The following is a 13,077-nucleotide window of genomic DNA, read 5'->3' on the forward strand; positions in this document are numbered from 1 at the left end:
TAAAAAGTGCAACCCTTGAGATTACTGCGTAGCATCACATCTTTTTGCGCTTTCCGAACTCTTTGCTCAGTAGCGGACAATATTTGCTTTCTTGCGGGACCTTAACAGTTCGCAGACAAAAAATGTGCTTCTTCTGCATACCCACTACAGTATTTTATCAAGGAAGCAGTCCTTTCCCATACAGTAAAAAAACGACCCTCTTCCAGAAGAAGAAAGTCGTTATTATCCTAAGCAATATTACGTGCCAGCAAACATTAAATCAAAGATATGCTTGTAGGTCTCTATGCTAAATGCTTGCGAGAGAGGCATTTTCCCTAATACAGAGTACCCGATGGAAAGGCCTATTACCATAGAGAAAAATAGAAGTAATGGAACCATGCCCATCTTGAGTAGCCTCTTTGGCCAGCTTTTCTTCTCTTTTGGGGTACCATTCTCTTTTTTCACTGTGTCTTGTAGTTCTTGTCGTCCTTTCACCTGGCTCACTGCCCGGGTCCTCCAATCTATTCAGTAAATTAACGGCTACGCAGCATATTGGCTGTGCTCATCATCTGATCACTGATGGACAAAGCTCGTGCATTTAATTGGTAAGCGCGCTGTGCCATCATCAGCTGGATCATTTCCTGATTCATTTCTACGTTGGAACCTTCCAGCATTCCTTGACGAATCGTTGTCTCATCTGGACGCAATGACTGTACATTAGCAAGACCAGCTACATCCGTCGCTACCAACAGCCTACCCTGACCTGCATGCTCATAATCATCCGGATTATTGATACGAATCAGTGAAATGGAGTCTGTTGTTGGAGCACCGTTTATCATGATTTGTCCAGTTGGACTAATCGAAAACTCCCCACCAGCTGGAATATCCAGTTCAACCTCTATTCCTCGATCATCGACCAAGGTATCTCCTGAAGCTGTTACCAGATTATACAATCCATTACCTGCCATTTGCAAATGGAAATTACCATTACGCGTCGCATAATATTCTTCTACAGGTTGACCATTTTCAAATCGAACTTGTCCATTAGCATCCAAAAACTGCTTGCGGACCATGAACATTCCGTTCCCCTCGATCATCAAATCGGTCGGATTATCCGTCTGTTTCACACTGCCTTGTGCCATATTAAGACGAGTCATTCCCACTTTTACCCCACTGCCAATTGGCAATCCAGTAGCAGTCATACGGTCACTCTTGTCTTTATCAGGCTGCTTGTCCATTCTATCATACAATAACTCAGAGAACTGCGCATCTCGTGCTTTATATCCAACCGTATCGATGTTAGCCATATTATTGGAAGTAACATCAATTACGTTCTGTACAGCTCTGAGTGCAGACGTACTAATATGAAGCGATTGCATTATGATCCCCCTTCTCTAACCAGTTAGACACGTCCTATTTCATTAGCCGCTTTTTCCAGCGTTCCATCCAATGTGGAAATAACGCGCTGGTTGGCTTCATAGGCTCGTAGGACCATCATCATATCGGTTGTGGTACGAGTAGGGTCCACATTTGAACGTTCTTGCCAGCCTTGACGAAGGGCGTAACGACCTTCATCCGCTGCTCCAAGTGCCACGACATTATCCGGGTCATCAGCACGATACAGATTATTTCCTTCACGAAGCAATTGATATGGATTTGTTACACTGACCAGATTCAGATCAGCATTTGTATTATTAGAGAGTGTTACTCGACCATTTGCACCTACCTGGAACGTACCGTTTAATGTGTCAGTTCCATTATTAATTTGAATAGGGCGATTCGCTCTGTCAAGTAAATAATAGCCATCGTTCGTTACCAAATATCCTTGTTCACTCACATTCCAGCTACTATTACGTGTTAAACGAATGGTATCGTCTTCTGCTGCTTGAGTAGGATCGCCCATACGTGCCACGCTAATAAACATTTTAGGCTGAATAGGTTTATTATTATATTCCTCTGCATCTTGTGGGATCTCAAGGTTGTCTGTAAAAGCTACATCAAAAGGGCTATACGTCTGTGCAATGTCCCCCTGAGAAAATACAGGAATGGCTTCCTGCATATAAACACCATGAGCTAACCTGCCAACTGGAGCAGGAGTAACACCTGGAATAGGATACCCTTTTACAATTGACTCGTCCTGATCGTTCATTCTCAGAATTAATTCTTCCGGAAAGGTACGTAGTACTCCCTCCGTCTGCTTGTAACCGGGCGTATTAACATTTGCCAGATTATTTGACAGCGCTTCCTGACGATTCTGTAAAGACGTCATGCCTGAAGCTGCCGTATACAGTCCTCTGATCAAGCGAACTCCTCCTTATCCAAAAAACTTTCTTCGACTGCTCGGGAGCTTATCCAGGTAATCCAGCATCATTCCTGTACCCTTGGCAACGCAGTTCATCGGCTCTTCAGCAACTAAAACCGGAACCTTCAATTCTTCTGACAGAATATGATCTAGACCATGAAGCAATGCTCCTCCGCCTGTCAGAAAAACTCCCTTATCAATTATATCGGCAGAAAGCTCTGGAGGTGTTCGTTCTAAAACATTTTTGGAGGCTTGTACAATCTGACTAACCGATTCAGCCAGTGATTGGCGTATTTCCTGCGAACAAATCGTGATTGTTTGCGGTAAACCGCTTACCATATCTCGTCCGCGGATATCCATTTCGTCCTGGCGTGAATCGGAGACTGTTCCAATCTCGACTTTGATGTCCTCAGCAGTACGTTCTCCGATTAATAATTTATATTGATTTTTTATGTATTTCATAATAGCTGAATCAAATTTATCTCCTGCAATCTTGATAGATGAGGCGGTGACGATATCTCCCATGGAAAGAACAGCTACGTCCGTGGTACCACCGCCTATGTCAACAACCATGTTACCGGATGGCTCGAAGATATCCATGCCAGCTCCGATCGCAGCCACTTTTGGTTCTTCTTCAATAAACACTTCACGTGCGCCTCCGCTGCGTTCTGCCGCTTCACGAATCGCTTTTTGTTCTACAGAAGTGATATCAGTCGGGCAGCAAATCAATATGCGGGGCCTTGCGAATAAGCTTTTTGCTCCAATTTTGGCAAAAAAGTGTTTCAACATAGCTTCTGTCACTTCGAAATCAGCGATAACCCCATCACGCAAAGGACGGATAGCGACAATATTACCCGGCGTGCGACCTACCATTCGTCTTGCTTCATTTCCTACTGCCAAAACTTTTTTCGTTTTTTCGTCTATGGCTACTACAGACGGTTCATCTAATACAATTCCTCTGCCTTTAACATAAACCACTACGTTAGCAGTTCCTAAGTCGATTCCAATATCTTTGCTTAACATGAAAAGGGCCTCCCTGTACTCATTAACCTTGTAACTACTACTATAGGAATATTTTCGCAATTGTACAAGGAAAACCTTTCACGTACTTCATAATTCCTATACACTCTCTTCCTGCTCTTTACGAGCTTTTTTATTTTTTCGCTTGTACTTGATCTTGGTTGCCTCACCACCACGCAAGTGACGTATCGCTTTGTGATATTCCAGAATCTCCTTTACCTGGTTAGCCAACTCGGGATTTATCTCCGGCAGTCTCTCTGTTAAATCCTTATGCACCGTGCTTTTAGATACCCCGAACTCCTTGGCGATCATGCGAACCGTATTCCTTGTCTCCACAATATATCTGCCAATCTTAATGGTTCGCTCCTTGATGTAATCGTGCACGCCCCTCGCCTCCCTGCATCAAATTGTCTGATACAATATATGGGTAGGCGAGGACACATATTCTACATATCCGTAACGTACAAGCTAACAAGTACCTACTTTTTTCGAGGGTTTGTACAATTAGGTACATTTCTTCATTCAAAAACTTGGCTAAACCATTAAAAAAAATCGTCTTCATCCAACTTTCGGGGAGAAAACCAGCTTCTCTTTTCACCCTTCGCTAAAAGTCTTCGCCCCGCAAGGGGTTAGACTGTCCGCTCCGCACAATTCATCGGGGACGCTCAAAACGATGTCTTCACTGTAAGACTTGCTGGGTTTCGCTTCTTTTTCCCGATGAATAATGCTCCGCTGGGTCGGGCTTCGCCAAGACGCTCTGTGTGAAAAGAGAAGCTGGTTTTTCATGCTGTAGGTTTTGTATGAGTCTTTTCTTTCCAGTGCAGCCGTTTGCAGAAGAAGCACATTTTTTGTCCAGGACTATTTAAGGTCCTACTTAGCTACACAAAAAAGAGTGCGGATTAAAAAGTGCAACCTATGAGACACTGCGTAGCATCACTTCTTTTTGCACTTTCCGCACTCTTTGCCCAGTAGCGGGCAGTATTTGCTCCCTTGCGGGACCTTAACGAGTTCGCAGACAAAAAATGTGCTTCTTCTGCCACCCCACTATCAATGAAGTCCATAAAAAAACCGGGATGTTTCACCCGGTTTTTCTTATAGACTACGATATACGTTTTTGTTATTGCGCCTCAGCTGTTTTGATAAATTGGTGTGGATCTACAGAGTTACCATCTTGACGAACTTCGAAGTGAAGATGTGCTTTCAATTCTTTTTCAAAGTCGTTGCGTCCTGCTGCACCAATTACCTGGCCTTGTTTTACTACATCGTTCACTTTTACTTTAACGCTTTCCAAGCTTTGATATACAGTTACCAATTTGTCTGCATGTTCAATCTCGATTAAATTGCCAACCAATTGATCGTTGTGTTTTACTTTTGTTACCTTACCATCTTGGGCTGCTGTCACATCGAATGACTTACCATCTTTGGATACAAGATCGATTCCTAGATGCGGTACGAAGGTGTTGTCATTAAATTTTACCATCGTTTTCGCCTGTTCATCAGCAGTAGCTTCTTCGTTGAAGAATCCCATGCCTAGATCATAAACTGCTTCTTTGGCTACTGGCCATGAAAGCGTCAATGGTTGCTTGTTAACCGCAACTGCTTCTCCATCTTCATTAACGTTTGCAGGGTTATTAACACCCTCATTAACCGTTACCGTTTCAGTTGCTTGCGGCTTTTGTGTTGCTTCTTTCACTAAACTACCCTGATACCACATCACGAATGCTAGAATAATTGCGGCTGAACCGATGTAGATAGCAGGAAATGCCCATTTTTTGCCCAAGATGCTTCTCCATGCTGATTGTTTTGCTGGAACAGATTTCTTTTGATTTCTTTGTTCTTCCATTTATTATCACCTCATCCCTCAGTATCGCCAGTTTTTTGACGTATAAACCTGAAAAAGATGAGGAAATGAAATAATTTACTAGATTGAGACTATTTTTCGATAATCTTGTAAGGCAATCCCCTGGTAGTAATACATGACGATTTGTTCAGCAGACCTGCCCGCTTTTGCCATTCCGTTCGCTCCCCACTGGCTCATTCCCACTCCATGTCCATATCCTTTTGTGGTAATCTCCACTTGTCCTTTACCTAATTTCATAGTAAAAGCACTGGAAGACAGTTGTAGCTTCTCTCTGATCTCCTTACCGCTGAACTCTTTCTCCCCGATTACAATTCTTCCAATCCGGCTTCCCTTCGTCCACTCTGTTATCTCGTACCAACTCCCATTAGATGCTGCTTGGGTGATTGTCACACCCAATTTTTGTTGAAACAAAGTGACGGGGATTGAAGTCACCTGAAGATAGTCGGGAGATTCGCTGTCCCAAGGACTTGCGACACTACGTAGATAAGGTATAGGCTGCGTCCAATAATCCTCTGCATTCTCGGTAAATCCATTACTAGTGGAGAAAAAGGTAGCATCAATCGGTTTGTCTTCATAAGTAAGTACCTTCCCTTTCGTGCTAGCTACCGCTTCCTTGATGCGTTCATTTTTCCACTCAAATAATTTGCCCCAGCGTTCTTTCCGTTCTGTTTCATCTACATATACCTGATGCTTGGTCGTATCCAAGACATGAGCTCCATTTGGCACATCATCCCATTTACCTTCTGCCAAACGTCTCACAATGTACGTACGAGCTGCCAATGCCTGCGCCTTTAAGGCTTCCATTTCAAATTCTGCGGGCATCTCAGCCGCCAGCACCCCTTCAATGTAAGTTTCTAGTGGCATGGATTCTACTTGTTTGATCTTGGATCGATAGACGTTAATTTGCGGTCCTCTTTCTTCCGGTATCACTATCTCCTGTTTTGGTTGCATAGCTGTTGGTTGCTTTTCTTCCGATGAATAGAGATGAACGACTGCAGCAGGTAGGATAACCAGCAGAATGGGCAGCAAGATTACGACGTGAAGAATATATCTTTTCACAAAAAAATCCCCCCACCTGTCAAACTGGACAATTCGTTGTTGTTCCAGTCTATGAAAACAGGTGAGAGGATAGAACGTTACTAGAGAATGAAATGCTAGGAAAGACGTTTGGATACGAAGCGGTCCATACATTCCAGTGCTTTTTTTAGTTGTTCTAGTGAAGTTGCATAAGAACAGCGTATGTGTCCTTCTCCGCTAGTACCAAATACATCTCCGGGTACAACTGCTACTTTTTCTTCCATCAATAGCTGTTCAGCGAAATCTGCGGCTGTAAGCCCCGTTGCTTTGACGGATGGGAAAGCATAGAATGCACCAGCAGGTGTGTGACAGGTCAGGCCCATATCAGAGAGTGCCTTCACTACGTAATTGCGTCGTTGGCTGTAGCTTTCTACCATTTTCTCTACATCGCTACGATTGCCTCGAAGTGCTTCAAGAGCCGCCATTTGAGCCATTACAGGTGCACACAGAATCGTGTACTGGTGGATTTTAAGCATTCCAACAAGTAGATCTTCTGGAGCACACACATACCCAAGACGCCAGCCAGTCATGGCAAAAGATTTAGAGAATCCTGACATCAGGATCGTCCGGTCTTTCATCCCTGGCAAAGTGACGATACTTTCATGTTTTTGGCCAAAGGTAAGCTCTGCATATATTTCATCCGATAGCACGAGTAAATCATGCTTTTCAATGATAGGCACTAATGTTTTCCATTCTTCCAGGGTCATTATACTACCTGTCGGATTATTAGGATAACAGAAGATAATGGCACGAGTACGGTCCGTAATCTTAGATTCCAGCTCTTCAGGCGTCAGCTTGAATTGGTGCCGAGCACTGGTCTGCAAGAAAACAGGCACTCCTCCTGCCAAACGGATAATTGGTTCATACGAAACGTAACAAGGCTCTACAATCAGAACTTCATCTCCTGGATCGATAATCGCCCGTAGCGCAATATCAATCGCCTCGCTCGCTCCAACTGTCACAAGAATTTCTGTTTGCGGATTATATTGAACTTGAATTAAATCTTCGGTGTAATAGCTAATCTCTTTGCGTAATTCGAGCAAACCTGCATTGGAGGTATAAGCGGTATATCCTCTCTCCAAAGAAGAGATAGACGCTTCTCTGATACGCCAAGGCGTTACAAAATCAGGTTCCCCTACCCCAAGCGAAATAACTCCTTCCATCGAGGCAGCCAAATCGAAAAATCGACGGATACCAGACGGCTTCAGTTCTTCTACGGTTGCTGAAAGTCGACTTTTTTGCACGATCGAACTCATGGCGTAACCACCATTCTACGATCATCTTCATAATCTTCCAGAATCGTGCCATCATGCTTGTAACGTTTCAAAATAAAATGAGTCGCTGTGGATACCACGTTATCGAGTGGAGCCAACTTTTTCGTTACAAAGTTAGCAATCTCATGCATGGTTTTTCCTTCGAGAAGGACGGAAATATCATATCCTGCACCCGACATCAAATATACAGCTTTCACCTCCGGGAAGCGAGCAATGCGCTCTGCAACTTTTTCAAAACCAATATCCCGTACTGGTGTCACTTTTACATCGATCATCGCTGTAACTAATGGGTTGTCCTGCACCCGTTCCCAGTTAATTAACGCTGGGTATTTCACAATGATCTTTTCCGCTTGCAAACGCTTGATTTCTGCTTCGATCTCTTCTTCCGAGCAATCAAGTAACAATCCCAGTTGGTGGCTACTTAGTCGGCAATTTTCCTCTAGCAGCATCAGCAGTTTCTTTGTTGTACTTTGGTCCATTTGTGTCCTCTCCAATCCTTCCTAGCAAACTGCACGTTTTTCTTAACCCCCATCATACCACGACACTTTTGTGATTTACAGTGATAAGACGCTGATAAGTTATTGACATGTCTGTCAAAAAGATTTGGTCCTGATTTTTTAATACAAATGAAACCGAGTATGGTATCCATCCGTCATTTTTATTACAGGATAATCTAGTCTGTCATACAAAAAAACACCCTGTCTCCACTATCTCTAGCGAAACAGGATGCTTCCTATTCTTTTTTATACAATATTAGCTGACAATTTGATCGGCAGAGGTCTCACTTTTTTCTCGAGAACTTCTGCAGTAGCCGCTTGTTCTTCAATCTTGACACGCATAACGTTAGCACCAAGCTGTTGCAATTTACCTGTAAAATTCACGTAGCCACGATCAATGTGATGCAATCCGCCTACTTCAGTCTCTCCTTCGGCAACTAAGCCTGCCAAAATGAGAGCAGCACCCGCACGCAAATCTGTTGCGTTTACTTTTGCTCCTGTTAGCGGAACGCTTCCTTCTACGATCGCACTGCGACCTTCGATTTTAATATGAGCACTCATGCGGCGGAACTCTTCCACGTGCATAAAGCGATTTTCAAAAACCGTCTCGGTTACAATGCTAGTCCCTTCCGCAAACAGTTGCAACGCCATCATTTGAGATTGCATATCTGTTGGGAAGCCTGGATGAGGCAACGTTTTCAGGTCAACTGCTTTTAGCGGACCTGTACGCGTTACACGAAGACCATTCTCTTGTTCTTCAATGGTTACACCCATTTCACGTAGCTTTGCTGTTACCGATTTAACATGATCAGCAATTGCACCTTCCACAAAAACGTCTCCACCTGTAATAGCAGCAGCAACCATGAAAGTACCTGCTTCAATACGGTCAGGAATAACGCAATGTGTGCAACCGCTCATTTTTTCTACACCTTCAATGCGGATGGAACCTGTTCCAGCACCGCGAATCTTAGCGCCCATGCTGTTCAAGAAGTTAGCCAGATCTACAATCTCAGGTTCTTCCGCAGCATTTTCGATAATTGTGGTACCTTCAGCCAAGCAAGCAGCTGTCATAATATTTTCAGTGGCACCAACGCTCGCAACATCCAGGTAGATTTTTGCCCCTTGTAAGCGTCCATCTACTGTAGCTTCAATGAAGCCTTGTCCGATCTCGATTTTGGCACCCATTGCTTCAAAACCTTTTAGATGTTGGTCAATTGGACGAGTTCCAATTGCACATCCTCCTGGAAGAGCAATCCGAGCTTTCCCTTGTCTAGCCAAGAGCGGTCCCATCACGAGGAAAGAGGCTCTCATTTTACGCACCAGTTCATATGGAGCTTCCATACCATTCAGCTTCGTTGCGTCAATACTCAACGTCTCGTCTTGGTATGTAATATCAATCTGCAATGTTCGCAGTAATTCACAAATGGTATAAACATCATCCAGACCCGGAACGTCATGGATGAAACAAATTCCTTCTTCTGCCAATATAGACGCAGCAATAATCGGTAGAACCGCATTCTTTGCTCCAGAAACTTTTACATTTCCCGCTAATGCCTTACCACCGCGGACCATAATTTTTTCCAATGTTATACCCCTCCGCGTGCTTAGTATTCCGCTGTGATGATAGGTGACCCTATTGTAATTCGTGTTAGATTGTTTACTGAATCTACGTGTGTAGCTACTTGTACATTCATTTTGTGTTCATTCGTTATAATGTAGGAATTCCATTGATTGATATAGCCAGAAATACTAGTTACAGATTCATCCTGTAAACGCTCAATTTCATTTGCTTGGAGGAGGGAAAAAACATTACCAATTCTAGCCTCCTGCCAGCCAACACTCAGTTTATCATTGTATATTCCGCGAATACAAGTGCTAAATTGCGGAATCAGATCCATACTTTTGACCTTAGCCACAACATTTACATATGAAGTCTCAATGTCTTCTGCATGCTCCTGTTTTCCTTCCAATGACAACACAATATAAACTTGAATGCCCTTCTCATCAGGTATCCCTATTAAGCGAAGTTTACGTTCAGTGTGATCAATTGTACCTTCAGACTGGTATAAGAGATGTTCCTCTTTTGTTAAAGCTTTGGTGATCGTAATCCCCAACATCTTGCTCCATGTCTGACCGAGAGAAAGAAGCTCTTCTTCTGTTCTCACCGGAGGTAACTGTAAGCTGGTTCTATGTTGTATATCGGTAATAATAGCACCTGATTTTTCTGCTGCCTCTATTAATTTCTTCGCAACCGAATGGTTCTGATCTTCGGACCAAAATGAAAAACCACCAAAAACAAACAAGCTCACAATACTTAGAGCAAGGTAAAGCAAAACCGCCTGCTTTTTCATCTTTTCCCTCTCCCCGAACACAACTTTTATCTCTTATTTTCATTGTGTACGTAAAAATGGAGGGTTATACCAACTACTGGAACAATTGATTAAGTAGTAGGGAATGTCCTAGATAATCAAAAAAGAAAGTGGATACTCCGTGACCTATAACAATGGCTAGGAGAATTTGCAATAACTTTGCCTGAGCACCTTTTGGATTTTTCACAAAAAGGTCAAAGCGGAAAGATTGCAACGCCCACCAACTAATACCGATACAGACAATTGATATTGTAATGTTCATGAGGGAAAACAATCCGCTTGAACCAAACATCAAATCTCTCACTTCTTTCTATAAACGCTTTTTCACATTTTGTAACACATTTTCAGTGATTGAATCAACATCTCGTATATAAACATATACTTAACCTACTTTACCATAGTCCGATACCCATTGAAAGGCACGATAATAGCTCTATTTTATGATAAAGCGATGATAATTACATAAATTTTCTGTTCTTTCACTAATGTAGCAAGATATTACTTAACAGGATTTTTAAGGATAGATCTTCACCTGCTTTAGTGGAGAAAACCAGCTTCTCTTTCCACTCTTCGCTAAAAGTCTTCACCCCTCAAGAGGTTAAAACTGGCCGCTCCGCACTATTCATCGGGGAAGCTCAAAACGATGTATTCACTGTAAGACTTGCTGGGTTTCGCTTCTTTATCCCGATAAATAATGCTCCGCTGGGTCGGGCTTCGCCAAGACGCTCTGTGTGAAAAGAGAATCTGGTTTTTCATGCTTTTGATTTTATTTTCCCCTGAAGCTGTTAGCAGAAGAAGCACATTTTTTGTCCAGAACCTTTAAGGTCCTACCCAGCTACACAGCGAAGAGTGCGGAATAAAAAGTGCAACCCATGAGATACTGCGTAGCATCGCATCATTTTGCACTTTCCGCACTCTTCACTGTGTAGCGGACAGCCCTCACTTCCTTGCTAGACCTTAACAGTTCGCAGATTAGAAAACTTGGCTTTACCAAGCCTTGGCGCAGGCAAAGCCTTAGTTGCACTTATGCAGATAGGAATTTTTATAAATTCCTATCTGTCAAAAAATGTGCTTCTTCTGTTTATCCACTACAGTTGTCATGTAAAACACATGATAAATTTATATAAATTCTTTTCTATAAAAATAGAGGATGGTACATGACCACCCTCTACTTACGCTATAGCATATCACCTAAATTAAAGTACGGATTAAAAAAGTCGTGAATATAGTTGATCAGAATTTCTGGCAAAATACCGAGCACAAATGTGCCTAAAGCCGCTACAATCACAACAACCAAAACACCAGCTGGGAGCTTAAGCGCAGCTTCCGTCTCTCCAGGACGCATATACATCTGTCTGATGATTCCAAAATAGTAGTAATACGAAATTACGCTCGTAGCAAGCATAATTCCTACTAACCAGAAGCTTCCGTTACCAATCGCTCCGAGGAAAATATAAAACTTACCAAAGAATCCTGCTGAGATAGGAATCCCAGCGAGCGATAGTAGAAAGAGTGTCATCGCTACTGCTGCTAGTGGAGCACGATGATATAAGCCGGCGAAAGCCTTGAGATCTTCTGTCTTCCTATCTCTTGTTACAACCATAATGATCGCAAAGGTACCAAATGCTGCTAATAGATAGGCTGATAGGAAAAAGATCGTTTGCTCAAAGATAAAAGATTGGGTGAAAATGACCAGTGGTACCAAGAGATAGCCAGCTTGAGCAATTCCCGAATACGCCATCAATCGTTTAATATTCGTTTGGCGCAATGCCATCGTATTACCAATGATCATGGAGAGCGCTGCAATAATGGATACATACCAGAGTAAATCCATGAACATGCTCATTTGTGTCTCTGGATTAAACAATCCGGCAAAGCTAAGTATCACTACACGTATGATCAGGGCAAAACCAGCCGATTTCGATACAACCGCCAGAAATGCTGTAACAGGAGTGGCAGCACCTTGGTAAACATCTGGAGCCCACATATGGTTGGGGATTGCCGAAATCTTGAAGGTCAGACCGACGATCATGAAAGCAAACCCAATCAGAATCATGAATCCAAACCCATTATGGTACGCCTCTGCCAACCTTTGCGTCATCTCATATAAATTGGTTGTGCCACTAAACCCATATAGATAAGAGATCCCGAACAACGTGATTGCCGTAGCGATGGAACCAGTCACAACATACTTAAAGGCTGATTCATTGCTCGCCAGATTCTTCTTACGCATTCCCACCAATATATAAGACGAAAGGGATAGAATCTCTAACCCAACAAAAAGTGTGATTAAATCTGCTGAGGATGCCATTACCATTGCTCCAAGGAGCCCTGTTAATAGCAAGTAATAAAACTCACCCGTATGCTTTACCTCATCCGATTCTTTTATATAACTGATGGACAAAAGAATCGCAAATGCCACACCAGTTAAAAACAGGAGCTTAAAAGCATTACCAAATGAATCAACACGCATTGTATCAAAGAGATATGAGTAAGGTTCTTGTAATGTTGCAACATTATCCAAAACAAAATAAGTTGCTATCGCAATCCCTACCAGAGCAAACCAGCCGAGTATCGTCCGGTTTAACCTTTTTCCTGCGATCATATCCATGATGGACAGGATGGTTGCAAAACCAAGGATGGTAATCTCGGGCATAAGGTAGGTCCAGTCATATGCAAAGATATCTTTTACACCCAT

General features: G+C 42.8%; 13 protein-coding genes. All 13 read right to left on the reverse strand.

Annotated features, from left to right (window positions below):
• Window positions 1–237: 237 nt before the first annotated feature.
• A complete protein-coding gene (locus LM917_RS24635) occupies window positions 238–483 on the reverse strand; it encodes a DNA-directed RNA polymerase subunit beta (RefSeq protein WP_232697871.1) in 246 nt (81 codons plus the stop codon).
• Between the two features lie 29 nt (window positions 484–512).
• On the reverse strand, window positions 513–1,358 hold the full coding sequence (locus tag LM917_RS12590) for a flagellar hook-basal body protein (protein ID WP_232697872.1): 846 nt from the start codon (window positions 1,356–1,358) through the stop codon (window positions 513–515).
• Window positions 1,359–1,381: 23 nt separating this feature from the next.
• A complete protein-coding gene (locus tag LM917_RS12595; RefSeq protein ID WP_232697873.1) occupies window positions 1,382–2,281 on the reverse strand; it encodes a flagellar hook-basal body protein in 900 nt (299 codons plus the stop codon).
• 12 nt (window positions 2,282–2,293) lie between these two features.
• Window positions 2,294–3,304, reverse strand: a complete 1,011-nt coding sequence (locus LM917_RS12600; RefSeq protein ID WP_232697874.1) for a rod shape-determining protein — start codon at window positions 3,302–3,304, stop codon at window positions 2,294–2,296.
• Window positions 3,305–3,400: 96 nt separating this feature from the next.
• Window positions 3,401–3,685 (reverse strand): sporulation transcriptional regulator SpoIIID, encoded by a 285-nt coding sequence (spoIIID, locus tag LM917_RS12605; RefSeq protein ID WP_232697875.1) that lies wholly within the window; start codon window positions 3,683–3,685, stop codon window positions 3,401–3,403.
• A 733-nt stretch (window positions 3,686–4,418) separates the two neighbouring features.
• Window positions 4,419–5,144 carry a M23 family metallopeptidase gene (locus LM917_RS12610; RefSeq protein ID WP_232697876.1) on the reverse strand — a complete coding sequence of 242 codons (726 nt, stop codon included), beginning with the start codon at window positions 5,142–5,144 and terminating at the stop codon, window positions 4,419–4,421.
• 78 nt (window positions 5,145–5,222) lie between these two features.
• Window positions 5,223–6,221, reverse strand: a complete 999-nt coding sequence (gene spoIID, locus LM917_RS12615; protein WP_232697877.1) for a stage II sporulation protein D — start codon at window positions 6,219–6,221, stop codon at window positions 5,223–5,225.
• A 95-nt stretch (window positions 6,222–6,316) separates the two neighbouring features.
• Entirely contained in the window at window positions 6,317–7,495 is a 1,179-nt protein-coding gene (locus LM917_RS12620; RefSeq protein ID WP_232697878.1) for an aminotransferase, read from the reverse strand.
• Entirely contained in the window at window positions 7,492–7,992 is a 501-nt protein-coding gene (locus tag LM917_RS12625) for an Lrp/AsnC family transcriptional regulator (protein ID WP_232697879.1), read from the reverse strand. The genes LM917_RS12620 and LM917_RS12625 overlap by 4 nt, the downstream gene beginning before the upstream one ends.
• A 264-nt stretch (window positions 7,993–8,256) precedes the next feature.
• Window positions 8,257–9,594 (reverse strand): UDP-N-acetylglucosamine 1-carboxyvinyltransferase, encoded by a 1,338-nt coding sequence (gene murA, locus LM917_RS12630; RefSeq protein WP_232697880.1) that lies wholly within the window; start codon window positions 9,592–9,594, stop codon window positions 8,257–8,259.
• Window positions 9,595–9,614: 20 nt separating this feature from the next.
• Window positions 9,615–10,361 carry a YwmB family TATA-box binding protein gene (locus tag LM917_RS12635; RefSeq protein WP_232697881.1) on the reverse strand — a complete coding sequence of 249 codons (747 nt, stop codon included), beginning with the start codon at window positions 10,359–10,361 and terminating at the stop codon, window positions 9,615–9,617.
• Between the two features lie 73 nt (window positions 10,362–10,434).
• A complete protein-coding gene (locus LM917_RS12640; RefSeq protein ID WP_232697882.1) occupies window positions 10,435–10,641 on the reverse strand; it encodes a DUF1146 family protein in 207 nt (68 codons plus the stop codon).
• A gap of 915 nt (window positions 10,642–11,556) precedes the next feature.
• Complete coding sequence (gene nuoN, locus LM917_RS12645) at window positions 11,557–13,077, reverse strand: NADH-quinone oxidoreductase subunit NuoN (protein ID WP_232697883.1); 1,521 nt, start codon at window positions 13,075–13,077, stop codon at window positions 11,557–11,559.

The organism is Brevibacillus daliensis (assembly GCF_021245735.1).
In the GTDB taxonomy this organism is placed as follows: Bacteria; Bacillota; Bacilli; order Brevibacillales; family Brevibacillaceae; genus Brevibacillus_B; species Brevibacillus_B daliensis.